24 protein-coding genes are annotated in these 22964 nt (G+C 52.2%); 5 read left to right on the top strand and 19 right to left on the bottom strand.

Annotated features, from left to right (window positions below):
- Window positions 1-270 precede the first annotated feature (270 nt).
- On the bottom strand, window positions 271-831 hold the full coding sequence (locus tag HFP08_RS10890; RefSeq protein ID WP_277345851.1) for an HD-GYP domain-containing protein: 561 nt from the start codon (window positions 829-831) through the stop codon (window positions 271-273).
- 155 nt (window positions 832-986) lie between these two features.
- Here HFP08_RS10890 and HFP08_RS10885 point away from each other — a divergent pair, with 155 nt between their 5' ends.
- Window positions 987-1949 carry a tyrosine-type recombinase/integrase gene (locus tag HFP08_RS10885; RefSeq protein ID WP_168120626.1) on the top strand — a complete coding sequence of 321 codons (963 nt, stop codon included), beginning with the start codon at window positions 987-989 and terminating at the stop codon, window positions 1947-1949.
- A 132-nt stretch (window positions 1950-2081) separates the two neighbouring features.
- Here the strand turns inward: HFP08_RS10885 and HFP08_RS10880 are convergent, their stop codons facing one another.
- The 3 genes from HFP08_RS10880 to HFP08_RS10870 all read right to left on the bottom strand — a co-directional run bounded on the left by HFP08_RS10880 (window position 2082) and on the right by HFP08_RS10870 (window position 3388).
- Window positions 2082-2300: a hypothetical protein gene (locus HFP08_RS10880; RefSeq protein WP_168120625.1), complete on the bottom strand. Its 219-nt coding sequence runs from the start codon at window positions 2298-2300 to the stop codon at window positions 2082-2084.
- Window positions 2301-2415: 115 nt separating this feature from the next.
- Window positions 2416-2736, bottom strand: coding sequence for a hypothetical protein (locus HFP08_RS10875; RefSeq protein WP_168120624.1), 321 nt, complete (start codon window positions 2734-2736; stop codon window positions 2416-2418).
- A gap of 82 nt (window positions 2737-2818) precedes the next feature.
- Window positions 2819-3388 (bottom strand): xanthine phosphoribosyltransferase, encoded by a 570-nt coding sequence (locus tag HFP08_RS10870; protein WP_168120623.1) that lies wholly within the window; start codon window positions 3386-3388, stop codon window positions 2819-2821.
- A 216-nt stretch (window positions 3389-3604) separates the two neighbouring features.
- On the opposite strand from HFP08_RS10870, the gene HFP08_RS10865 reads away from it, so the two are divergent.
- A complete protein-coding gene (locus tag HFP08_RS10865; protein WP_168120622.1) occupies window positions 3605-4318 on the top strand; it encodes a hypothetical protein in 714 nt (237 codons plus the stop codon).
- Window positions 4319-4391: 73 nt separating this feature from the next.
- Window positions 4392-5438, top strand: a complete 1047-nt coding sequence (locus HFP08_RS10860) for a YkvI family membrane protein (protein ID WP_168120621.1) — start codon at window positions 4392-4394, stop codon at window positions 5436-5438.
- On the opposite strand, the gene HFP08_RS10855 is transcribed toward HFP08_RS10860, so the two are convergent.
- From HFP08_RS10855 to HFP08_RS10845, 3 genes are read right to left on the bottom strand one after another with little or no spacing between them, the layout of a single operon-like run.
- Window positions 5385-8696: an AAA family ATPase gene (locus HFP08_RS10855; RefSeq protein ID WP_168120620.1), complete on the bottom strand. Its 3312-nt coding sequence runs from the start codon at window positions 8694-8696 to the stop codon at window positions 5385-5387. The genes HFP08_RS10860 and HFP08_RS10855 overlap by 54 nt on opposite strands.
- A 60-nt stretch (window positions 8697-8756) precedes the next feature.
- On the bottom strand, window positions 8757-10046 hold the full coding sequence (locus HFP08_RS10850) for a metallophosphoesterase family protein (RefSeq protein WP_168120619.1): 1290 nt from the start codon (window positions 10044-10046) through the stop codon (window positions 8757-8759).
- Window positions 10047-10066: 20 nt separating this feature from the next.
- Window positions 10067-11206 (bottom strand): glycosyltransferase family 4 protein, encoded by a 1140-nt coding sequence (locus tag HFP08_RS10845; protein WP_168120618.1) that lies wholly within the window; start codon window positions 11204-11206, stop codon window positions 10067-10069.
- A gap of 154 nt (window positions 11207-11360) precedes the next feature.
- Here HFP08_RS10845 and HFP08_RS10840 point away from each other — a divergent pair, with 154 nt between their 5' ends.
- Entirely contained in the window at window positions 11361-12533 is a 1173-nt protein-coding gene (locus tag HFP08_RS10840) for a GGDEF domain-containing protein (RefSeq protein ID WP_168120617.1), read from the top strand.
- 135 nt (window positions 12534-12668) lie between these two features.
- Here HFP08_RS10840 and HFP08_RS10835 read toward each other — a convergent pair whose 3' ends face one another.
- The 4 genes from HFP08_RS10835 to nrdI all read right to left on the bottom strand — a co-directional run bounded on the left by HFP08_RS10835 (window position 12669) and on the right by nrdI (window position 16789).
- Window positions 12669-13121 carry a GyrI-like domain-containing protein gene (locus HFP08_RS10835; RefSeq protein ID WP_168120616.1) on the bottom strand — a complete coding sequence of 151 codons (453 nt, stop codon included), beginning with the start codon at window positions 13119-13121 and terminating at the stop codon, window positions 12669-12671.
- A 190-nt stretch (window positions 13122-13311) separates the two neighbouring features.
- Window positions 13312-14268: a class 1b ribonucleoside-diphosphate reductase subunit beta gene (gene nrdF, locus HFP08_RS10830; protein ID WP_168120615.1), complete on the bottom strand. Its 957-nt coding sequence runs from the start codon at window positions 14266-14268 to the stop codon at window positions 13312-13314.
- A 90-nt stretch (window positions 14269-14358) separates the two neighbouring features.
- A complete protein-coding gene (nrdE, locus tag HFP08_RS10825) occupies window positions 14359-16443 on the bottom strand; it encodes a class 1b ribonucleoside-diphosphate reductase subunit alpha (RefSeq protein WP_168120614.1) in 2085 nt (694 codons plus the stop codon).
- Window positions 16430-16789, bottom strand: coding sequence for a class Ib ribonucleoside-diphosphate reductase assembly flavoprotein NrdI (nrdI, locus tag HFP08_RS10820; protein WP_168120613.1), 360 nt, complete (start codon window positions 16787-16789; stop codon window positions 16430-16432). The genes nrdE and nrdI overlap by 14 nt, the downstream gene beginning before the upstream one ends.
- Before the next feature lie 280 nt (window positions 16790-17069).
- Between nrdI and HFP08_RS10815 the strand changes: the two genes are divergently transcribed.
- Window positions 17070-17288: an MreC domain-containing protein gene (locus HFP08_RS10815; RefSeq protein ID WP_168120612.1), complete on the top strand. Its 219-nt coding sequence runs from the start codon at window positions 17070-17072 to the stop codon at window positions 17286-17288.
- A gap of 127 nt (window positions 17289-17415) precedes the next feature.
- On the opposite strand, the gene HFP08_RS10810 is transcribed toward HFP08_RS10815, so the two are convergent.
- From HFP08_RS10810 to yqeH, 8 genes are read right to left on the bottom strand one after another with little or no spacing between them, the layout of a single operon-like run.
- Window positions 17416-18138 (bottom strand): class I SAM-dependent DNA methyltransferase, encoded by a 723-nt coding sequence (locus tag HFP08_RS10810; protein WP_168120744.1) that lies wholly within the window; start codon window positions 18136-18138, stop codon window positions 17416-17418.
- Window positions 18139-18179: 41 nt separating this feature from the next.
- On the bottom strand, window positions 18180-19082 hold the full coding sequence (locus HFP08_RS10805) for a CvfB family protein (RefSeq protein WP_168120611.1): 903 nt from the start codon (window positions 19080-19082) through the stop codon (window positions 18180-18182).
- On the bottom strand, window positions 19079-19426 hold the full coding sequence (gene rsfS / locus HFP08_RS10800) for a ribosome silencing factor (protein WP_168120610.1): 348 nt from the start codon (window positions 19424-19426) through the stop codon (window positions 19079-19081). Before rsfS ends, HFP08_RS10805 begins: the two co-directional genes overlap by 4 nt.
- A 3-nt stretch (window positions 19427-19429) precedes the next feature.
- Window positions 19430-19999 carry a bis(5'-nucleosyl)-tetraphosphatase (symmetrical) YqeK gene (gene yqeK, locus HFP08_RS10795; protein WP_168120609.1) on the bottom strand — a complete coding sequence of 190 codons (570 nt, stop codon included), beginning with the start codon at window positions 19997-19999 and terminating at the stop codon, window positions 19430-19432.
- Entirely contained in the window at window positions 19977-20579 is a 603-nt protein-coding gene (gene nadD / locus HFP08_RS10790; RefSeq protein ID WP_168120608.1) for a nicotinate-nucleotide adenylyltransferase, read from the bottom strand. Before nadD ends, yqeK begins: the two co-directional genes overlap by 23 nt.
- Before the next feature lie 20 nt (window positions 20580-20599).
- The gene (gene yhbY, locus HFP08_RS10785; RefSeq protein ID WP_168120607.1) at window positions 20600-20893 is read right to left on the bottom strand and encodes a ribosome assembly RNA-binding protein YhbY; all 294 of its coding nucleotides are present in this window, start codon (window positions 20891-20893) and stop codon (window positions 20600-20602) included.
- Between the two features lie 37 nt (window positions 20894-20930).
- Window positions 20931-21797: a shikimate dehydrogenase gene (gene aroE / locus HFP08_RS10780; RefSeq protein ID WP_168120743.1), complete on the bottom strand. Its 867-nt coding sequence runs from the start codon at window positions 21795-21797 to the stop codon at window positions 20931-20933.
- 46 nt (window positions 21798-21843) lie between these two features.
- A complete protein-coding gene (gene yqeH / locus HFP08_RS10775; RefSeq protein ID WP_168120742.1) occupies window positions 21844-22959 on the bottom strand; it encodes a ribosome biogenesis GTPase YqeH in 1116 nt (371 codons plus the stop codon).
- Between the last annotated feature and the right edge of the window lie 5 nt (window positions 22960-22964).

Raw genomic sequence — 22964 nt, 5'->3', positions numbered from 1 at the left:
ATAAAATTGGTATGATTTCTATTTTCCTTTCGAACGATCTGTTCCATTGGCGTTGTTTGACGACTGTATGCTGCCGTTTGCGGTTTGTCGTCTTGTACGAACAACTCTTGAATACCTAATTGCCGAAGCCTTTCGATATACGTTTCCGTCAGCGTTGTTCCTGCTCCAAGCATAACCATCCCATTTTTATTTAGTACCGGCTCAGCTAACACTTGCCCGGAGCTTAGGGAATAGACAGAAATTGTTTTCATTGAAATCCCAGCCTTTACATTACATTAAGGTTAATGACTTTGATGGATGCGAGGACGCATTGGAGATCGAGAGAAACAGATCTACGCACGCTCCGTCGAATTGCTTGCCGCTTTGTTCCCTCAGCTCATCCTTTGCTTCATCAATCGACTTGACCCGATTGTACGATCTGCTATGGACCATAGCATCATAGGCGTCGATGACTGCGCAAATACGCGCCCAAATCGGGATCTGCTTGCCCCGTAGACCATCCGGATACCCGGTTCCATCCCAACGCTCGTGATGGGATCGGATAATCGTCAGCATCCTTGGCTCCCTCCAACTTAGAAGCTCACTGGCCATTTGCTCTCCGAGAACGGGATGTTCGCGAATAATGATTCTTTCATTTGCTTCCAGCGGCTTTTTCTTGGATAACAGATCTTTGGGAAACAGAAGCTTGCCGATATCGTGAAATCTGCATGCTTCAACGAACATGCGCTCAGATTCGATAGACATTTTCGTTGCCTGCGCTATGGACCGAGCAAGCTCTCCGACTCTCATGCAATGTGAGAAAGTGGAAGGATCTCTCCTTAAACCCAGCATCATAAGTTCTTTTTGAACGAGAACCGCCAATGTGTATGTCACATCCTTTGCCATAGTCGTAGTCGATCATAAGACCCTATTCCTACTACCCTCGAGCAATGATGTCGAACAATAAAGATTGTTCGAATTATACAAGAAAGGAGTCCAAAAAAATCATGACAGCGGAAACAGGAAACCATACTGTCGAAATCGACATGACGGACTTGGATGACAATCAGATGATTCAAAGCTTTCTGGCTGGCTATCATCGTCCCAATACCATTCGAAATTATGAGCGCGCATTAAGATGTTTTAGAGCCTTTATCGGGACTAAACGGCTTCGTGATGTCACCTGGCATGATTTGGAGAGATATAAGACGGCGTTATTACGAGGAACGAAGACAAACAAGCCGTTAACGGCTTCGGCTTTGGCCAGCTTGATCTCACCCCTGCGTTCTTTCTACAAATGGGGGAGCAATGTGAATATTGGATTGTTTGACCATAATCCATCATCCTGCATCAAGCTGCCTAAAGTACAAGTGACGAGCGAAAACCATTTTTTGACGCAGCGGGAATTAATGGAGCTATTGGCCTATTTGCATGACCGAAATTTGCGAGAGTGGATGATGGTGCTCTATATGGTAATTCTGGGGCTTCGTGTGTCCGAGCTTGTGGGTATGAAATGGAGCGACTTTCACACCGATATTACGGAAAGCAGCGCATGGTTGACCATTGTGGACGGAAAAGGAGGAAAAAACAGGCAAGTAAAAATGCCAGATTCCTTATGGAAGCTGCATAACGATGTTCGAATACGCAGAAGCATGAAGCATTCCAAGGAAAAAGCCAATGATGAAAACCGTATCTTCCCAATTACCAGTCGTCAAGTAGAACGAATCGTGAATCGGGCTTGCAAGAGCTGCGGTATTACAAAGAAGGTTACGCCTCATTGGCTAAGGCATACGAATGCAACGCTTGCGCTGCTGAACGGAGCATCGCTTCAACAGGTTCAGCATACGCTGGGACATGTGCAAATCAATACTACGCAGCGCTATATGCATACTGTTGAGCTTATGAAGAAAAGCGCCCCGGATTTCGTGGCGGACAGCATGCAAAATATGATGAAAAATGTATTGTTATGACCAGCGTTATGGTTTATAATAAGTCGTAAATTAGGTATTTTAACCCAAAAAATGTCGAACAATCTTTATTGTTCGACATTTTATTTTAACCGTTATCGAGTTAAATGATTCGTGAATCCTTCTATTTTAGATTTATTTTTCAAGCTCCGATTCCCGATCGGCTGAAGCGGCTATCACGCGGTATTCCCTGCTTAATTTCAACACTCTGCGGCTTGGCTTGCGAATGACGACTGTTGTATCATCCCATGCGACTACAATGCCCAAAACGTCGTTCTCTTCCATCCCGTCACGCACAACTCTAACCGTTTCTCCCGATAGCCTGAACTGGTCCAATTGCTCTTCGCTAATCATCAAGCACCCTCCTTCCCGTAACTATCTTTCCCTTTATCGAAAAGAAAGACTCCAATGACTGCTTTCGCAATCGATTGAAGTCTATTTCGACTTGAACTATGATCATGTACGACCGTTAGCCGACATGCTCCTTGGAATCATTCGTCTCGTACCATTCGTCGAGAACTCTGGATGACATGACTCGCTTGCCGATATAATCAACCTGTTTCGCAGTGAAGGATTCATGCCATTCGATCGACAGTTCCTCACACAGCTTAACAATCGTAAGCAGCTCCGACCAAGCAACATAGCGTTTATACCAGAAAAATTGCGGATGCTCAATCATATAAGGATATAAGTCGTCGAATTCGGTATGCTTGCAATCCAGCGCTCTCTCGAAATGAATCTTCGCGTCAGCAAGCTTCGCGTTCATAAAATCTGCATTCATGTTTCCCATAGCGTGTGCCTCCCCTCGATCACTTATGTTTCATTATAAGCCAAAACCGCGTTCGAGAAAAGTGCAATCGTGCTGGAACAAATTACTCGAATGTAATTTCTCCGTTCTCCAGAGAAGAAATTTGCACCAGAGACTCTACTCTCACGCCTTGCTCCCGCAGCGATTTTCCGCCTGACTGAAACGTTTTCTCCACAACAACGCCGAAGCCGGCCAGCGACGCGCCGGAGGTTTCGATAATTTTGATCAATCCCTTGGCGGCATCTCCGTTCGCGATAATATCGTCAATATACAGCACATGATCCTTCGCCGAAAGGAATTGCTTGGATACCATAATATCCGTCACCATTCCCTTGGTGAACGAAGGAACTCTCTCGCAATACACGTCCGGGTCGGCGATTAAGGTTTTCTTGCGTCTTGCGAACACGAGCGGCACGCCGAGCGTAAGCGCCGTTGCGAAAGCGGCGGGAATTCCTGAGGATTCCACGGTAATCACCTTCGTTATGGATTGCCCTTCGAACCTGTCTGCGAACTCACGCCCCATCTCCATAATTAATTCAGGATCCACCTGATGATTAATGAGCGCGTCCATGCGCAGTACATCATTCGACAATACCGAGGATTCTTTCAAAATGCGTTGCTTCAACTTTTCCATCGTACATGACCTCCGCCAAATTTCCCTTTAAGATAACGTACCATAGGTGACGCGCGGTGCGCAACCTGACACAGGCTGTTTCGCTGCGCTTGAACTTCTTTTCTGCAATAAACTTGCAACTTTTATGACGTCGGTTGCGTTTAAAAGAGTAGAATGACGTTTATATTATGTAGGTACTCCCAAACAATACCATAAGCTGAATGTGGAGGTGCAATCGTGAATATTCGCAATCAATCGCTGCAAAATCGAATTCTGTTATATGCCGCTTCGACCATTGTGGTGCTCGTTATGGCAGGCTGTCAAAACTCTGCAAACGTAAACGCAGATTACGAAGTTTCGGACAATCATCTCCCGCTTGCGAGTGAGAAACCGCAAGGCGCATTAAATCATTCTTCGCAGCAAACAGACGATGAAGAGCAGAGTGATACGGATATCCCCGATAAGCTTAACGCCCTCGACAAATCAATGTCGGCGGAAACCTCTTCGATGAGAGACGAACTGACAGCGGGCAGTCCATTCTCCCAGCTCGACGGCAGCGCGGCTTGGAATGCGAGTCTTCCTAAGCTTTCAGGCATTTCCATGCTGGACACGTCTTCTTCCGTTATCGCCGAATACGGCTCCGAGAAGGACAGCTATATGCTCGGCGAGGAGCCCCTGCAAGTGAAAGTGCTGGAATACGAAGGCATCTCCATAGGATTCGACAATCAGAATTCCGTTCAATTCATAGAAGTGTACAGCGATCAAATTCCCGCGGGGCTTAATGGGCTCAAGATCGGCGATTCGCCCGATGACGCCTACTCCCTGCTTGGCAAGCCCGATACACAGACCGAATATCTGCTTACCTATCAAGCGGAGGGCGCGCTCCTTAAACTGGATATCGATCCGGGAAGCAATCGGATTATTTCCATTAAACTCTTGTCGGCGGCGTAAGATTTATGTCATGCCTGTCCTTCTTCCGTCATACCTTCTTAAGAGAGACACAAGAAGGATCGGAGGACGCCTTATGCAGAAGAGGACAGGCCAGGTACTGCAGATTGCTTCAACCTACATGGGCACGATTGTAGGGGCAGGCTTCGCGACAGGGCAAGAAATATTGCAATTTTTCACGAGATTCGGATATTGGGGCTCGCTTACGATCGTAATTTCGACGGCCTTGTTCATATGGCTTGGCACGAAGATGATGCTGATTTCCAATGAAATCAAGGCGAAATCCTATGAGGACCTGAACAAAGCGCTGTTCGGGGAGAGATACGGCCGGTTGATCAGCCATTTCATGCTGCTGATTCTGCTCGGCGTGACTGCCGTCATGCTTGCGGGAGCGGGCACGATCTTCTATGAACACTGGGATATCTCTTATCAACTCGGTTTGCTGCTGACGATTGCGGCAAGCTTCTTTCTATTGAAGAAAGGCATGAAAGCCATCCTGACGGTCAACGCGATTGTTGTCCCCATCATGCTCTTGTTCACCGTGCTGGTCATGGTCGATACGTTCCATACGCCCGGCTCAGACAAGTTTCTTATTCTGACGACCGATTATTCGCCGCTCGCGGCTCTTGCTTCTCCATTCTTGTACACCGCCTTCAATCTATCCCTCGCGCAAGCGGTTCTCGTTCCGCTCGGCGCCGAGACTCCCGACAGAAAAACGATTATTATCGGTTCATGGGTCGGAGGGATCGGCATTGGCTTCATGCTGCTTGCCGGACATATTGCCTTATCCGTTCATATGCCGGGCATTCAGCAATACGCTATTCCAATGGGCGGCATCGCGAGACAACTCGGCGGCACTGTCCAGCTTATTTATATTTTCCTCATTTTCGCCGAAATTTTCACAACTTTGATCGCCGACATATACGGACTCACCCTTCAGTTGCAAGAACGTATGAAGTGGTCGCGCGAGCTTCTCACATTAGCGGTGCTTATCATCTGTTATCTCGCAAGCCAGATCGGCTTCGGCCCGCTTCTGTCGACCCTCTATCCGATGTTCGGCCTAATCAGCCTAGGCTGGCTCATTCTCATGATTCGCAAACGCGTCGGTTACCCCCGCGCCTGATACGGCTTCCATCGCTATCAGCTTAGCGTCTTCATTCTCCCGAAGCAAAGCGTCCCGGATATGCTCGTGGCAGGTGAATAACAGAATCTGTCTGTCCCTGGCAAGCTCGGCCACCAATCGTACAGCCGCGTGCAAGCGGCTTTGATCGAAATTAACAAACAAATCATCGAGCAGAAGCGGCAGCTTGACTCCCTGGGCCGCTTCGCATGCCAGCGCCAGACGCATCGCCAGATAAAGCTGCTCGGCTGTTCCCCGACTTAAGAATCGGCTGTCAACGGCGCTCCCATTGGAATTGATCAGCTCCAGCTCCGATTGCTCTTGCCTGGCCGCGACCCTGATGTATCTCCCTCCTGTAAGCTGCTTCATGTATAAGGAAGCCTTCCTCAGAACGGCAGGCTGTCTCTCCTCTTCATAAACGCGTTTCGTTCTCTCTATCAGACTCTTGCTCAGCTTCAATACCGCGTAACGATCCATTGCTTCATGCATCTCCGTTACAATGAGCTCGCGTTCGAGGAGCAGCCGTTGACGCTCATCCTCGTTCGACAATTGGGCAATGGCTTGCCGGATGCTCCCGCGCTTCTCGAGCAGCTCTTGCTTCTCACGCTCCAGCCTGTTGACGGTTTCTTGCACGACTTTCCCTTCAGCCAGCAGTTGCTCCTCGTCCAAGTCCGCTAGAAGCTTGTCGAGCTCGCGTTTCTGTTCCGTCGATAAGCCCGCGCTAAGCTCGATGTCCAATTGAAGCAACTCTTGATCGAGCTCCCTTAGCCGCTTATGATCTTCTATCGCGATTTCGAATTGAGATTCATCATGCAAGGCGGCAGCTTCAATCATCTCGTCAGAAGCCTGCCGAAGCTCCTTGTCTCGCAATTCCTCCATCCCTATCAAGGCATCGAGCTCGCTTAACCGGGAGCGGAGCTTCTCCGCCTCTAGCTTGACGTCTTGCTGCCTCTTGATTTCCGATTGGAATAATCTTAGCGCAAGCGCGGGATCGTCGGATACATGCAGGCGACCATCCTCGAAGTCTACGCAAAGCAAGGCCGCTTTCTCTCCAAACGCCGCGATTTCTTGCCTCATGACATGCTGTTTATCAAGCAGCCGGTCGTACAGGCGGAGCTTCTCCAGCGCCGTCTCGGCCAGCTTAAAAGACTCCAGCGCCGCGATCGGCGACATTCCCGCAGGAAGCCGTCGATCCAACAGCCATTGCTCCCAGCTCGCTTGCTCGTTCTGAAGCCTAATCGAGGCATGCTCGAGCGAGTTCCGGGCTTGATGAAGCAAACCGGCCGCATTGTTGTGGCGAAGCGCCAGTTCCTCTCTTTGATCCAATAGCCTCTCGCGTTCATTCAACTGCGCAAGCCGTTCCTGAATCGCTTGTTTGACAAGGGATCTCTCCTGCAAGGCGGCCGACCCCGAGTAACTGTGATGTTCGTAATCAAGCAATACGGGCTCCAGCCTGACAGCTTCTTCGAACAACGAATGAAGCGCAGCGACAACTCGCTCCTTCAGCGCGATCGAATCATCTGTCGCTCTATCGCTTGATCTGCCGCTTCTTCCTCTGCCAGACGTTCCGCCGCCCGCGACATCCGGCTCTTGGCCTTCCCGCAATGACCACAGCAAATAAGCAATCAACGCGAGTGACACGCCTCCAGCGGCTACGGCGCCAATGACGGCAACTCCCGCAGCTTCCTTCAGCAGTCCGCTGGCCGCTGCAGCTCCAAGCGCAACAGCCGCTCCCGCACTGCCAGCCGCTCCGATTCTCCAATAGAGGAGACGATTAGGACTATGCGATGTTCGAAATCCGGATGCAGAAGCATTCTTTGATTGCTGCTGCGAGCTTGCTTTCACAAGCTCCCATTCCCTAAGACCATCGTCCAGACTGTTCCACAGGGCAGTTAGCTCCGCTCTGGCGAGCGGCCGCAATCCATATTGCTCGCGTCCTTGCTGCTCCACGCGCTGCTGATTCCTTTGCAGCAATGCTTCCGCTTCGTTCAATCGAAACGCCGCCTCGCGTTCTTGATGAATCATGAGCTGCAATTCAGCCTTAATCCGTTCCTCTTCGCGAAACAGGCTTTGCAGCGAATCCCGAATCGCTCTTGCTTCGTCTTTGTCCGCAACGGTAACGATCAGTTCTCGCAGCTGCCTCTCCGTCCACTCCGGCGAAATGCCGGTAATGAGGGCGGCAATCGCCTGATCCAATTGTTGAAGCTCCGAGGCTGCGTCCGCCAGCTGCTCTCTTCGCGAACGCATGAGCTCGGCCGAGAGCAGCAGATTCTCCGTCTCGCCGCCCTTGGCAATCCAGTCGTCGTTATAGCGCAAAAGAGAAAGGCGGTCTTTCAGCAGCTGCTCTTCATAACGCCATTCCCGAATGTTGGCACTGACGGCTGAGCGTGCTCGCTGCAATTCCTCCCACGCCTTGTCCACTCCGAGAGGCAGCCGTTCCGTGTAAGCCAGCTTCAGTCTTTCAGCCTGCAGTTGCAGCTCCTGCAGCCGAACGGGACGAACATGCGCAGCCTTGCGCAGCAGCCTCAGCCTGCTCTCCGCCTCCGGCAACAAGCCGCCCAGCGCCGACAAATTCCTCTCTACCAGCTCCGAAGATTGCTTCAGCTTGTTGAACTGATCAATATCATCCTTCAGGTGACGAAGCGAGGCGTCAACCTGCTCCAGCCTTTTCAAGCCTTTGCTCAGCTTCTGGTTGCTTCCCTTCGGTTTGAACAGCTCTTCGATTTCATTGTTCAGCTTCTTCTCGGCTGCCGCAACGGCGTTGCCTTCCTCCCAGCCGGCCTGATACAGAAAGCGGCTCAGCTCTCCGCCGCTCAATGACTGAACCTCTTGAAGCTCCGTCAGCGTTATCGCATACAGCTGCCGGAACAATCGCTCCGGCATGCCTCCGAGGAATCGCCCCTCCAGTGCGGCTTGCTCCATTGGCGTTTCAAGCTCCATGGATTCGTCTCCCTCTCCTCCGAGCGCTTTCAGCTTCGGCTTTCCGGATGCTTGATCCGCATATCTTTCGAGCTCATAGAGATTTCCCGATTCATCCCGAAAGGCGAGCCTGCCGCCATGACGGCCTCCCCGGACGGGCTCCTGCCGTTCTGCAGCCTGACTTCGTCTGCCGAATCCGTACAACATGGCGCGCAGGAAGCCGAACAGCGTACTCTTGCCTGCTTCATTGGGACCGAAAACGACAATAACCGCCGCATCCAGCCCGAAGCGGCGATTATAATGCTCTCCATATCCGTTAATGCTTGCTTCCGTCAGCTTCATACCCTTCCTCCTTCATGGACGACATTTGCCTTCGTTCTTCTTGTCTTCAACAGCGGGAAGTCAGCCGCCCTTCTCCCGAACCCCTTCGGCCACGAGTCCTATCGCGAGCTCCTTCGCCTCTTGAAGCCAGCGTTCGGGCAGCTCGTCCCACTTGGCGCGGCCCAGTCTCCCGAGCTTGGCATGCGTTCGAATATCTCCAAGCGACTCGGCCGAGAAGCTTCGCCATTGCTCCGTATCCACGGCAAGCTGCTCGCTTAATCGAAGCATCTCTCCGGCAAAGCTGTCTTCATCCGCGAGAGAAGACCAGTCAAGCTCCGCCCTCGTAGCAGCTTCCAGAGCATAGAGATAGACCCATGGTTGATTCGGCTGCGGTTCGAATTCCCCCTGCAGCTCCAGCAGCAAATCCGAGATGACCGTACTTTGAAGAAGTGTATCATGGAGCGGGCCGCTTCCCCCAATGCGAATGCGCAGCATGATCGAGCGGCCCTTCGACTCGTCGGCAACTCGCATGACAAGCTGCCTCAGCCGCAGCAGCAGCTCTTGCTCCCCCCCGATGTCCTCTATGGATACCGACTCCTCTTGGAACCGAATCGAATCAAGCGGCATGAAGACAAGTCGAACCTCATGCGAGGAAGATACCTCAACGAGGTAACAGCCCTTCTCCCCGGCTTCGCGCGGATGTCTGCCCTGCATATTCCCGGCATACACGACATGAGGATAGGCGTGCAGCTCCTGGCGCTTGTGAATATGACCGAGAGCCCAATAGTGGAACGCGCTGCCAGTCAATTGCTCGAGCTGGCATGCCGCGTAGGGGTCATGCTGGAGATCGCCGCCGACATTGCCATGATACAGTGCGATATGGAAGGGCGCTTCCTCCGATACCGCGTATTCCTCCGCCAAATTTCGCAGAACCGCTCTCTCTCCATAGGAAATGCCGTACACATATGCCGCGAGCTCCCCGCTGCGGCAATAGGCTGGATAATGAGAGACTCGTTCCGAACCGAAGATATGTACATTGGAAGGCAGCGCCATTCGGGCTCTGCTTCCGCCAAGATGATCATGATTGCCGTGAATCGCGAACACGGCAATCCCGTGTTCCTCAAGCCGCTCCCACTCCTTGACCAGCGTCAGCTGCGCTCTAAGCGATCGATCCGCCTCATCGAAGAGATCGCCGGCAATGACGATAAAATCAACCTTCTCCGCAATTGCCGTGTCGGTAAGCTTCCGCAGAGCGGCGAAATCGGCCGCGACGAGCGATTCGCGCACGGCTTCCGGAGCCCTGGACAATCCGCGGAACGGACTGTCCAGATGAAGATCGGCCGCATGGATGAATCGGAATGGAGCTCCCATCCCATCGCCCTCCTTTGTTTTTATTCCGCGAGCTCTTCCGGCTTGATCCCCACATACACCTTCTTAAGCTGCGAAATGACCCGAGTCAGCGAATACACCTTCTTCGCCTTATTCCATGCGGAACGGGCGAGATTATACCGATAGGAAGAATCCGAAACCACCTTCTCCATCGCATCGGCCAGAGCGCCGACATTCTCCGGCGGAACCAACAGACCGTTCACCCCGTCATCGATTTGCTCGGCGATGCCGCCTACATTCGTGCCGATAAGAGCCAGCCAGCACAGCGCCGCTTCGGCGAATACAGATCCGAACGCCTCCGCTCTCGACGGCAGAACGAAGATATCGAAGAACGGCATGAATTGCTCCGGATGCAGCATATAGCCGTAGAAGATAATATCATCGTACAGATCCAGCTCCTGCGCCAGCGTTTCGAGCTCCTTGCGAATCGGTCCGTCGCCGATAATATGCAGCACGAACCCATAGCCTCTTTCCTTAAGCTCCGCGCAAGCATGGAGAAGAATATCGAGTCCTTTGGCCGGGACGAGCCTGCAGACGGTTATCAGCTGCGGCACTTCGTTCTCATGCGAAATAGGCTTGAAGCGCTTCTCGTCGAAGCCGTTGGGAATAACTTTGATCCGCTCGGGATGCTCGATCATGGGAGAGATATAGGAGCGGAACGACTCCGACACCGTCATTAATTGATCGGCCTTCAACTCCAGCTCTTTATAGATCGAGGTCAGAAAGCGATGCTCCACGCCTCCCTCTTCGATCCTTCCGTTCAGAATCAGCTCCCGCTCGTAGCTCGAATGAATCGTGACCACGAGCGGCGTATCGGGGAACAGCTGCTTCATGACGAGCGCCGCAATCGGATGATGCGCGTGAATAATGTCGTAAGACTTCTGGATGCGCAGCTTCGTCCACCAGACATAATCCTTGTAGGTTTGCATATATTTGTCCACCAGTTCATTCCCGGCGAACGCCTTGTGGTCGAAGGTTTGGAAGACGATCTCCTCCTGCCCCTTGTTGCGCACGCGTTTCGGCAGAGAGAACAGTTCCATCTGCCAGCCCATTTTCTGAAACCTCTCTTGTATATAAGGCACCATGGACGATACGCCCCCTGGCTGCTCCGGCGGGAAGAACAAGGCTTGCAAGATATTCATTTGCGGTTCAACTCCTGCTCCTGCTCGGAAACGGCAAGCGCTTCGAACAGAATTTTTTTGAAAATCGGGATTCACACTGTTGATAACTATGATATAATAGAACGTATGTTTCTGTAAATCTATACCTACCAATTCTTGAGTGGTGACTGACAAAATGACAATGATGCAATGGCTTACCGGTCCGAACGGACAACTGTTCTCGTCCTCATCCGTAATTGTAATTCTTATTCTGATGCTGTTCATGTCGATCAAGCTGTACATCAGCTATCGCAACAAGCACACCTATCGGCTGCTGATCGCGGGCATTTCGCTCAACATCGTCAGACAAGCTTTGCTCGTCGCGCTTGCCTTTCCGGGATGGTCGCCCTCTCCCTGGATGTATATGCTTTCACAATTGCTTCAAATCATCTCTTTTATCATTATAAACTTTGTATTCATGAAATTATATACTTACCGGTCGGCGCAGCTGAGAATTATGCCGTTCGTGTTCATGAGCCTGCTTGCCGCGATCTTCGCGGTCGTTCAATATTCGTTGGCTCCTCTCTCCGAAGGCGATGCCGGCCTCTCTGCCGTCACGGCCTTCCCGCTTCTTGACGCTTACAGCCTGATCGTCATTCTCGTTATATTGCTCGCAACCCGCAATGCGGCCATGAACAGCAAATATTACGGCAGTCTCATCGCTTTCTTCTGCTGCGAGCTGATGCGGATCGCCGACGCCTATGCGTTCGAGGGCGGCCAGAGCTGGATCGTGCTGCTCGTTCAGTTGACGCCAATCGTCTATTTCTCGCTGCTGTTCATGCTTCTCTTCGAATGGGTCATCGATCGGTTGATGTCCACGTATCAGTCTTCCATTATGGACGGCTTGACGGGACTGTACAATCGCAGGCATTTCCAGAACAAAGCGGAGCAGCTCTTGCAGAGCTGCAAGACAATGGCCGTTATCTTCTGCGATATCGATAATTTCAAGCGCCTCAACGATACGCATGGCCATCATATGGCAGACGGCGTGTTGAAGCGCGTTTCCGAGATTATGCGGGAGGAGAGCGCTGGCATCGGAGCGGCCGGACGTTACGGCGGAGAAGAGCTGCTGATCTGCATGAATGCCGATCGCGCGAAGCCGGCGATCGTTGCCGAATCGATCCGTAGACGCGTGGAAGCGGAGACGATGGTAACGATCAGCGTTGGCTACAGCACAACCAAGCTGGCCAACCAGGTTGGCGAGTTGGTCAGGCTTGCCGACGAAGCGATGTATTATTCCAAATCCACCGGCAAGAACAAGGTGACGGATTACAAAGCTATTCCAGCCAAGGCGAAATTGTCGAATTAAAGGCAAAGAAGAAACGCGATGTCCTTGGAAAAGGACGTCGCGTTTCTCGCAACATATAGAGAAGGTATGGGCAAAAATAATATACTTTCCTATATGTCAAAAAAAAGAAGCTGTTTAAGTCAGCTCCTTCACGTTCTAATCCTTCAGAGGTATGAGCAGTTCAACCGGCTCTTCCTCCCAATGCTGTTCATCGATATAAAATAATTCCATGGACACGGCTTGCTCATGCTTCTCTAGCCTCTGCTCGTTCATCCAGACATTCAGTTGTTCGTACGCTTCGCCGATACGCTTGTTCGAGCTTCCGACCATCGCATATCGATGCGCGGGAATGGTGAGCTGCACCATGCCGGGAGGAACCTCCTCCATATGTTGCACTTCATAACAAGCCCAATAGGTTGCAAAAGCTTCATTGCCGTAGTAAGGACTGTACAATACAGGTGATTTGGCAGCTCCGCCCAGCTCATGCTTCCTGGCCAGGAAATCCGTCTGCAGTCGAATCGCTTCATCTGGAAAGGTTGAATACGGACCGCAATAGCTGATTCCGACCAAATGCAGTGCGGGCTTCGTCACGATCGAGCAGTTTTCCACGCTTTCTTCCTCCTTTGGTTAGGCAGAACCTATGCGCCCTGGATGAGCATGCTTCCCCACTAGTGTAGCATGTATCTCCCTGTAATGGATAGTATTTTTCTTGGTAAATTGGGAATGCTTGTACAGCAAAACCGCTGGGGCAAAAGTCAATCGACTCGAGCTCCAGCGGTTTTCCATTCCAAGCTTCCTATTAAAAATTAAAAACGAAATCATCGTCCTTCAGCGGTTCTACATGAATCGTCCGCACATAGCCATTGCCTTTCTTTGAGAAGAAATCATGCTGCTTCGTATGCGTACTGATGCCATTGAACACGATTGGATTAACCGGCTCTTCAGGGAAATACGGTTCCATGCCCAGGTTCATGAGCGCTTTGTTCGCATTGTAACGCACATACGCCTTCACATCCTCCTGCAGACCAACCGCGCTGTACAAGCCGTCCGTATAAATCATTTCATTCTCGTAAAGCTCAAGAAGGAACGCCCCAACCTCGGCCTTGAGCTGCTCCTGTACCTCGCTGCTGAACGTCTCAAGCAGCTCTTGCGCAAGCACGCCGACGTACAAGCCATGAATGCTCTCATCGCGCAGAATCAAGTCGATAATCTCGCCGCTGCTTGTCATCTTGCCTTGTCCCGCCAGATAGAGCGGGTAGAAGAAGCCGCTATAGAAGAGGTAGCTCTCGAGGAATACGGATGCCGCCATGGCTTTGTAAAGCTCCTGCGGACCCGTAATGTTGTTGTACCACGCCGAGATTAGCGACGCCTTCCTCTGAAGCTGCTCGTTATTCTCAACCCAACGGAAGATCGAATCGATCTCCTCGTTTGACGCGAGCGTCGTGAAGATGCTGCTGTATGATTTCGCGTGAATTTGCTCCATCATGGACATGAACGACAGCACGGCTTTGCGCTGCAGCCCGTCCACATGCTCCAGGATCTTGGGCATGCCGATGCCGCCTTGAATCGTGTCAAGGAGCGTCAGTCCGCCCAGCACATTCTTATACAACGTGCGCTCATCATCCGACATCTGCATCCAATCCATCTTGTCGTCAGACAACGGAATTTCTTCATCCGTCCAAAACTGCATCACATTCTGCTGCCAGAACGTTAGCGTAAAATCATCATCCGGTCGATTCCAGTTTACTGCTTTCATAATAGGCAAACTCCTTCTCTTCTTCCATATTCACCGATTCGTGAATCGGATCGTTCAGCGATGACCGATTGCTCCGTTATAGCATTCTCCCTAGACGGCGCAGCTTGTGCATTCTTCCACGGAAAGACGCTTCGTTCTTGTGTAATACAACGATTTTAGCCCTTTTTGCGCCGCATACACATAGAAACGAGCCAGCTCGCGGGTCGTCACATTGCTGTTCACATGCAGAACCGTCGAGATGCCTTGGTCGATATGCTGACCAATCTCGGCAATGAGATCAATAAGCTTGAATTGATCGATATTGTAAGCCGATTTGTAGTAGAAGAAGTTGTCCTGGGACAAATACGGCATCGGATAGTACGTTGTCGAGTTCGCGTACGTCCGCGTTTCGATATGCTCGACAATCGGCATTACGCTGGAAGTCGCGTTTTGAATATAGGAGATGCTTTGCGTCGGCGCAATCGCCAGTCTGTACGCATTATACAAGCCATGCTTCTGCACCTTGTCCCTCAGATCCGCCCAATCCTGCGGCGAAGGAATGTCGATGCCTTCGAACAGCTCTTGCACTCTAGCCGTCTTCGGACGATTGTCCTTCTCGACATAGCGCGTGAAATAAGTGCCCTTCGCATATTCCGACTTCTCGAAGCCTTTGAAAGAAACGCCGCGCTCCTTGGCAATCTCCATGGAAATTTCAATAGAGTAGAAGTTCATCATCATAAAAAATGTATTCGCGAAATCCTTCGCTTCGTCGCTCTCGTAGGCAATCTTGTTTTTGGCCAGATAGCCGTTCAGATTCATCGCGCCGAGACCGACGGAATGCAGCTCTTCGTTTGCTTTGCGCACGCCGGGAGCGTTGTCGATCTTGGACAGATCGCTCACTGTCGTCAAAGCCTCAATGCCGACATGAACCGATTCCTTCACCTTCTTGCGTTCCATCACGTTCACGATATTGAGAGATGCCAGATTGCAGTTAATGTCGCGGCGGATGACATCATCCACACCGTAATCGTTAATTTCCGAAGTCTCCTGCAGTTGGAAAATCTCCGTGCACAGATTGGACATCTTCACCGATCCAAGATCCTTGAGCGCGTGAACATTGTTCGCGTTCGACTTGTTCATAATGTACGGGTAACCCGATTCCAATTGAATCGACGCAATCTTCGTCAGCATATCGCGGGCGGACATGACCGTCTTGCGCGTAACCGCCTCGTTTGCCAGCAGCTCCTCGTACATCGCGTCCATATCCATATCGTCAAGATGAATGCCGTACGCTTTATGTACAGAATGAGGTCCGAATACCACAAGCGGCTTGTTCTGAGCAGCAAGCTCGTAGAATTTGTTCGGAATAATCAGGCCGATCGACAGCGTCTTGATGCGCGACTTCTCGTCCGCATTAATCTTCTTGCAATCCAGGAATTCAATAATGTCCCAGCCGAAAATATTATAATAGCCTGCGCCCGAGCCCTTGCGCTGTCCCATTTGATCCGCATAGGAGAACGCGTCCTCCATCAGCTTCAAGACGGGCATGATGCCCTTCGCCGCGCCCTCCACGCCTTTGATCGGCTCGCCGCGTCCGCGAAGCTTGGACAGATTGACCGCCACGCCTCCGCCAATCTTGGAGAGCTGCATGCATGTGCCGAGCACATAGTTGATCGAATTAAGAGAATCGTCCATTTCAAGAAGAAAGCAGGACACCAGCTCGCCGCGGCGGCTCTTGCCTGCGTTCAGAAAGGTTGGCGTTGCCGGCTGCAGCCGCTGCTCTATCATCGCGTCGGCGATGCGCAGCGCGCGCTCCCCGTCTCCTTCGCCAAGATGCAGCGCCACGATGGCGACGCGGTCGGAGTATTGCTCCAGATATTGCGACTTATTGTTCGTCTTCATCGCATAATCCTTGTAAAATTTCGAAGCGGCCATATAGGACTGGAATTCGAAGCCGCTGCTCGCAGTCAAGTGGAAAACCGCTTCTACCTGTTCATATGTATAATTAACGAATACATCATCGTAATAATCATTTTCAATGAGATAGTCCAGCTTTTCCTTCAAGCTTGGGAATTTCACGCTTTTCTCTTCAACCTCCGCCATGAAGGCCTTCACCGCTTCTTTGTCTTTCTCCAGTTGATAGAATCCGTCTGCACCGCGTTGCATCAATTCGTTGTTCAATTCAATATGCTTCAATGGATCGCATCCTTTCGACAAAATATTGCGTGTCTTGACTCGTTCCCGACAATTCAAACTTCAAAAGCACGGGCACATCATATAGATTGGCTATCGTGTCCGCGCTCTTCGCAAAGCCCGGACCCCAGTTGCGATTGCCGCTTGCGGATACGCCGCGCAGCATGCGGTGATTCGATTGCAGGAAGCTGCTGACCTTCTCCGGCACTTGACCGAATCCGGTCGTGTAAGTCACCAGAACGAACGGCTCGTCCACCTCGGGCCTCTCATCAATAGGCATTGAACGCATATTCAATTTATTGATAAACCGCTTCACATTTCCTGTTTTTGAGTCGTAGACCACTAACATCCCGTCCGCTCTCCCCTACTCTATTATCGCAATCAAAAAGCGCTTCCGGCCGTCTATGGGCGGCAGACGCGCTTGTTCATGATTTACCAGAGGCAGATCATTGAAAGCACCTTTACTATCAACATCTAGGTGATGTACTTGATTTTACATCAAGATATAGGTACAGTCAATGAAAATTATGGAGGGATTGTGAATCTATTTTTTTGCGCCACTCGACTATTTTAACAGATCAAGCTATGATGGGATAGTGACATTTTATAGGTATATGGGAGGAAATCTTGTGTCGAATATAACCCCCGAGGAAGCGCGAAGCATGCTCGCGACGTTGTTTCACGAAGCTGGCCGCGAGCAGCAGGAGCTCATCTTGTATATCGAGAAATTAGAGCAATCGAACGCCGAATTAAGAGAGGAGCTGTTGCGATTGAAGCAGTCTTCGGCACGGCGCGCCCAAGCCTCGACCGCCATGAACAGCCGGCTGAAGGACGCCTTAAGAGAATGATTTTCTCGGTCGCCGCACCAAAAAAGACGGTTGTCTTGGATGATAACCGGTTCGATACCGTTCATTTATCCTCCAAGTCAAATTCCGTCTTTTTCCTGCTTAATAACCTTTTTTCGACAAATGACAATTATTTGATCGCGGCAAAAAACAGCCGCTGGGAATGCTCGTCGGCAGCCTTAAACTGAAAATCGGCAAACCTCTCCACCGATTTAAACCCCGCCCGCCTCAGCGCCGTCTCCACCCAATCCGGGTCATAGGCTCGCTGACAATGCGTTTCCTCGAAGCGCGTAAATCTCGCATCATGCTCACGCACGAATAGGGTGAGATTATGCTCAATCTGACAGATCTCCTGCTCGAAATCGCAGGTCCAGATATAGGCGACATCTCTCTCGTCGAGAATGAACGGCTGCTGCTCCGCGTACTGTGACAACTGCCGCGGCGAATGCATGTCGAACAGGAAGGAGCCTCCCTCCTTGAGCGCCGCGTATGTGGCCCGAAAAGCCGCCTCTATGTCTCTCTCCTCCGTCAGATAGTTCAAGCAGTCGCAGAACGATATCACCGAATCCACAGGCTCTGCAAGCTCCCAGGAGCGCATATCCTGTTGAAGCCATCTAATGCTTCCCGCATGCCTCCTGATCGCCTGCTGAGGCGTCTCGTCCCATTTGCTGCGAGCGACAGACAGCATCTCGGAAGACAGATCGATGCCGTACACATGAAAGCCGGATTTCGCGAGCGGAATGGACAGATTTCCGGTGCCGCAGCCGAGATCCGCTACTGACGAGGGCATGCCGTAACGCGTCCAGCCCGCTCTCGCAAAGCCGAGCCAGTCCGCATACGGCATATCCTCCATAAGCTGATCATACACTCTCGCGAACTGTCCGTAAGATAGAGTCACTCCTCATCAGCTCCTTCGGAAGGCTCATTCAAGTAGGTCCAATTTCCCTTTTGCGACACAAGCCCGTCGCGCATCAGCTTGCCCAGCGCCCGCTTGAAGGCGGATTTGCTTATGCCGAAGCGCTGCTTGATCGTGTCCGCTTCCGTCTGATCGGAATAAGGCATGCCTCCGCCCGGGCGTTCCTTCAGAAAGGCGAGCAAGCGCTCGGAATCCTCGATTCGCCCGACCTCCTTGCGCTCCGTCATGGAGAGATTGACGCGGCCATCCTCGCGGATATACGCGACGCGAGCGCGCACGCGCTCGCCGAGACGCAGCGGCTTGGTGCGCTCCGAGCTCGGAATCAGTCCATAGACGCCGAAGCCCAGCACGCCGCCGTCCACCATGACGAAGGAGCCCATCTGAAGCGTCTTCGTCACCCAGCCTTCGACCCAGCTGTTCTGCCAGGAAGCGGGCGCGGTGAAAACAAGGGGGGACAGCTCCTCCTCGAAGGCGATCTTCGCCACCAGTCTGCCGATTTTGTCATGCTTCATCACGACGAACACCTCATCCCCGGGAAGCGGTCGATAAGCAATGCTCTCCGGAAGCTCGGACAGCGGCAGAAGCAGCTGCCTGCCCAGCCCCATCTCCAGGAAGCAGCCAAGCCGCGGATGCACATCCGCGACTTTAAGCCGTGCAAGCTCGTCAAGCTGAAGCAGCGGCTTCTTCATCGTAGCCGCTATCCGATCCTCGGAATCGTAGAAGATGAACACTTCCGCTTGATTGCCGACAACGGGCTTCGAGCCGACCAGCTCCGTATAATGCATCAGAACCTCGGTTTCGCCGTCGGTAAGGAAATAGCCGTAGGGAGATACCTCGCGCGATATTTTGAGCGTGTACGTCAAGCCAGCCGTCAGGCTCATGCGAATTCCACAACCTTCGCATCCGACCACAAGCGCTCGATATTATAATATTCGCGTTCCTCGCGATGGAAGACATGCACGATAACATCGCCGATATCGATCAAGACCCATCTGGCCGAGTCCATGCCTTCGATGCCGCGAATTCGCACGCCATGCTTCTCCGCTTGCTTGCGAATTTCGGTCGTGATCGCTTGCACCTGAGTATCCGAATTGCCGCTGCAGATGACGAAATAATCCGCAACAAGCGATACCTCCTTCAAATTAAGAGCAATCACATCCACCGCTTTCTTGTCTTCGGCGGCATCTACCGCGATCTTGAGCAATTTATCTGATTGTAACGCCATTCGTCAGCCTCCTTTGTTTGCGCTTTGCATACTGTCTCTAGCTTCGATCGTTAGGGGATAAATCTTCTTCTCTTTGGCGGCGAGGAAGGAGATTGTCGCGTTCAAGGCGGCGAGCAGCGCCTCCTCGAGGCTGGATTCGGCAAGCGTTCTTATCGCGTCGACGCCGGGAAAATCTCGGCCGGGCTCGATATAATCGGCGAGCCATACGATCTTCTCCAGCTTCGTCATTCCGCTTCTTCCGGAAGTATGGTAGCAAATCGCGTCCAGCACGCCCTTGTCTTCGACGCCGTATTCATGCTCGGCGACCCATGCGCCGACAGGCGCGTGCCAAAGCTCCTTGTCGTAGAGAAGCACGTCGCCGCGAAGCCCATTATCCACAATGATTGATTTCTGCTTCTCGATCCCCCAATATTTGGCCACGTCATGCAAGATAGCAGCCAGCTCCGCTCGTTCCGGATCCTCTCCGTAACGCTCGGCAAGCTTGATTGCCGTCGCCATGACGCCTTCTGTGTGCCGCCATCTTCTCTCCGGCATCTCCTTGCTGACTCTGTCAATCATCTCTTGCCGTTCCATACAGCCCATGCCTCCTAATAAATTGATAGGTCTGCTCGGACAGCTGATAGCGGACAGCTTCGCCAGCAGCCATGCGATTGCGGAGATCCGTCGATGAAATCCCGATTAACGGCATGGGAATCAACTCGACGCGCTGCTTCAAATACAGAGGCAGCCCATCGAGTCTTGGCGTATCCGTCGGCCGCTCCAGCCCGATGAAGGAAACGAGCGAAGCGAGCGCCTCTATTCGATGCCACTGCTGCAAGTCGTTAATCCGATCCGAGCCGATAATATAGCGAAACGCATGGTTGGGATGGCGCTTTTTGAGCTCAGTCGCCGTATCGATTGAATAGCTGACTCCGCTTCGTCGCAACTCGATATCGTTAACGCGAAAGCGCGGATTGCTCACGACTGCGCCGCATACCATCTCGTAACGAAGCTCGGAGCTTGCGCCTGGAGCATGATTCTTAAGCGGCGGAGAGGCAGACGGAATGAACCAAACCTCATCGAGGCCGCAAGATACGAGCGCGCATTCGGCGGCAATCAAATGACCGATATGAATGGGGTCGAAGGTGCCGCCCATGATGCCGATCTCTGGCATACTCCGTTCCCTCCTTCCCGTTAGCGCGGAAGCTCGATTGTCTTGTGATCCTTCGATTCCTTATATAGGATAATCGTCTTGCCAATGACCTGAACGAGCTCTGCGCCTACGGCCTCCGCCGCTTCGCGCCCGATTTCCTTCGGATCGTCCATGCAATTGTTCAGCACGGAGATTTTCATCAGCTCGCGAGTCTCGATCGCTTCCGTAATATGACGCATCAGATGATCGTTGGTGCCGCCTTTTCCCACCTGAAATATTGGATCTAGATGATGCGCTTGCGAGCGCAAAAAGCGTTTTTGCTTGCCTGTTAGCATGTACGGTTCCTTCTTTCGTTATTTTCCACTATTTAAACTACGATTGTTTCAGTGCACTCAGCACAATCTCGCGCATCGCATCGACCGGAGCCGGCTTGCCTGTCCAATATTCGAAGGCATATGCGCCTTGATAGATGAACATGCCGAGGCCGCTGTGGACGATGCAGCCCTGCGCCTCCGCTTCCTTCAGGAAGGTCGTCTTCAGCGGGTTGTAGATCAAGTCGCTCGCAACTGCTCCCGGCTTCATCCAGCTTCCTCTCACAGGAGCTTCCTCCACCTTCGGAAACATGCCAATCGAGGTTGTGTTGATGACAAGATCGGCCTCGCCGCAAAGCGGCTCCAGGCGCTCATTTGGTTCGACATGCATCTCCGTCCCGCCGCAATCCAACGAACGCGCAAGCTGCTCCGCTTTTTCGATCGTGCGATTCGCGATCGTTACGCGGGCGGGCTTCTCCTTCAGCAGCGCATAGACGATGCCCCGGGAAGCACCGCCGGCTCCGATCACAACGATATGCTTGCCGCCGAGACTGGCAACCGCCTCTTCCTTGAGCGAGCGGACATATCCGATTCCATCGGTATTATATCCGATCAGACGGCCGTTCTCGTTCACGATCGTATTCACCGCGCCGATAGCCAGCGCGTCCGCGTCAATCTCGTCAATCAGCTCCATCACATGCTGCTTATGCGGAATAGTCACGTTCACGCCGCGTATATTCATGGCCCTGACGCCTGTGATGAAATCTCCAAGCTTGTCGGGCGTAATATGAAAGGCCGTATAGACGCCGTTCACCCCAGCCTCCCGGAACGCCTTGTTCAGCATAATCGGCGATTTCGAATGGCGCACCGGATCCCCGATTACTCCGTACAGATCGGTATGACTGTCAATACTATGCTCCCCGCGAATTTGCGACACCGTTCTTCCCCCATCTCTCCTGCAAATAATCAGCCGCCTAAATCATCGAATCTCGAAGCATGACCTTGACGCCTTTGGGCGCGTAAATATCAATCTGCGCGCCATGCGAGCCGTTCACTTGAATCCAGCCGAGTCCGGCTATGAACACATCCTGCTTCGAACCCGGCCTCACTCGGAGGCTGTGGCGGGACCACTCCGGTATGCTCTCCAGCTCCTTGAGCGTCGGCGCCCCGAGCAGTTCGCCTTTATGATCCTCATAGAGCTGATCCGCGCGTTCCAGCTTCGTGCGATGCACATTAAGCGCGTTGGAGATGTACAACGTGAACGACTGACGCTCTCCCTCCACGAAGTCGAAGCGAAGCAAACTGCCGATGAACAAGGTTTGCCCTTCGTTCAATTGGTAGACGAGCGGCTTGATCGGCTTGTCCGGCAGCAAGGAACCCAAGAAGCTGCGGGGAACCACCTCGGTCATGCGGCTCGGATAGACAATGCCGGGCGTATCGATGATCGATTTACCGTCGTCAAGCGGAATATGGACAGCATCCAGGGTCGTTCCCGGATATCTGGAGGTCGTCAGCTCCCGATCCATATCGCTGTAATCGCGGATCAAGCGATTGATCAGCGTGGATTTGCCGACATTCGTCGCTCCGACAACATATACATCGCGGTTATTGCGCCGCTTCTCCAACGCGTCGATGACATGCTCGAACCCCATATTTCGCTTGGCGCTGCACAGAATGACGTCGACCGTACGCAATCCTTGCTCCTTCGCCTGCTTCTGCACCCAGTTGCGAATGCGGTTATGATTCATGCCCTTGGGCAGAAGATCGATTTTGTTCACGACCAGCACAACCGGATTATTGCCCACGAATCTCTGCAGGCCTGCGATCAGGCTGCCTTCGAAGTCATACAAATCGACGATATGAATAACAAGACTGTCCGTTGCGCCGATGCTGCCCAGCAATTTCAGGAAATCATCCTGATCGACCGTTACGCTGGAAGCTTCATTATAGTGCTTGATCTTGAAGCAGCGCTGACAAATAACGGGCTCGCGCTGAAGAGCCGATTGGGGTATGAATCCCGGCTTGTCGCTTTGCTGCGATTGAAGCTGAATGCCGCAGCCCGCACAGGAGGTTGCTTTTCTGATTGCCATGTTGT

Origin of the sequence: Paenibacillus sp. HB172176 (genome assembly GCF_011947265.1) — a bacterium.
In the GTDB taxonomy this organism is placed as follows: Bacteria; Bacillota; Bacilli; order Paenibacillales; family Paenibacillaceae; genus Pristimantibacillus.
Note: the sequence above shows the minus strand (reverse complement) of the source record. Positions and strands in the feature narration are given on the sequence as shown.

Bases quoted from the DNA above. Each gene is read 5' to 3' on its own strand.
- nrdF (WP_168120615.1), bottom strand. From the start codon at position 14,268: ATGAAAGCAGTAAACTGGAATCGACCGGATGATGATTTTACGCTAACG.
- HFP08_RS10845 (WP_168120618.1), bottom strand. From the start codon at position 11,206: ATGAATATCTTGCAAGCCTTGTTCTTCCCGCCGGAGCAGCCAGGGGGC.
- HFP08_RS10855 (WP_168120620.1), bottom strand. From the start codon at position 8,696: ATGAAGCTGACGGAAGCAAGCATTAACGGATATGGAGAGCATTATAAT.
- HFP08_RS10840 (WP_168120617.1), top strand. From the start codon at position 11,361: ATGACAATGATGCAATGGCTTACCGGTCCGAACGGACAACTGTTCTCG.
- nadD (WP_168120608.1), bottom strand. From the start codon at position 20,579: ATGCCAGAGATCGGCATCATGGGCGGCACCTTCGACCCCATTCATATC.
- HFP08_RS10880 (WP_168120625.1), bottom strand. From the start codon at position 2,300: ATGATTAGCGAAGAGCAATTGGACCAGTTCAGGCTATCGGGAGAAACG.
- nrdI (WP_168120613.1), bottom strand. From the start codon at position 16,789: ATGTTAGTGGTCTACGACTCAAAAACAGGAAATGTGAAGCGGTTTATC.
- HFP08_RS10890 (WP_277345851.1), bottom strand. From the start codon at position 831: ATGCTGGGTTTAAGGAGAGATCCTTCCACTTTCTCACATTGCATGAGA.
- HFP08_RS10885 (WP_168120626.1), top strand. From the start codon at position 987: ATGACAGCGGAAACAGGAAACCATACTGTCGAAATCGACATGACGGAC.
- HFP08_RS10870 (WP_168120623.1), bottom strand. From the start codon at position 3,388: ATGGAAAAGTTGAAGCAACGCATTTTGAAAGAATCCTCGGTATTGTCG.
- HFP08_RS10810 (WP_168120744.1), bottom strand. From the start codon at position 18,138: ATGGAGGATATGCCGTATGCGGACTGGCTCGGCTTTGCGAGAGCGGGC.
- HFP08_RS10860 (WP_168120621.1), top strand. From the start codon at position 4,392: ATGCAGAAGAGGACAGGCCAGGTACTGCAGATTGCTTCAACCTACATG.
- yhbY (WP_168120607.1), bottom strand. From the start codon at position 20,893: ATGCTAACAGGCAAGCAAAAACGCTTTTTGCGCTCGCAAGCGCATCAT.
- HFP08_RS10805 (WP_168120611.1), bottom strand. From the start codon at position 19,082: ATGAGCCTGACGGCTGGCTTGACGTACACGCTCAAAATATCGCGCGAG.
- HFP08_RS10850 (WP_168120619.1), bottom strand. From the start codon at position 10,046: ATGGGAGCTCCATTCCGATTCATCCATGCGGCCGATCTTCATCTGGAC.
- HFP08_RS10875 (WP_168120624.1), bottom strand. From the start codon at position 2,736: ATGGGAAACATGAATGCAGATTTTATGAACGCGAAGCTTGCTGACGCG.
- rsfS (WP_168120610.1), bottom strand. From the start codon at position 19,426: ATGGCGTTACAATCAGATAAATTGCTCAAGATCGCGGTAGATGCCGCC.
- yqeH (WP_168120742.1), bottom strand. From the start codon at position 22,959: ATGGCAATCAGAAAAGCAACCTCCTGTGCGGGCTGCGGCATTCAGCTT.
- yqeK (WP_168120609.1), bottom strand. From the start codon at position 19,999: ATGGAACGGCAAGAGATGATTGACAGAGTCAGCAAGGAGATGCCGGAG.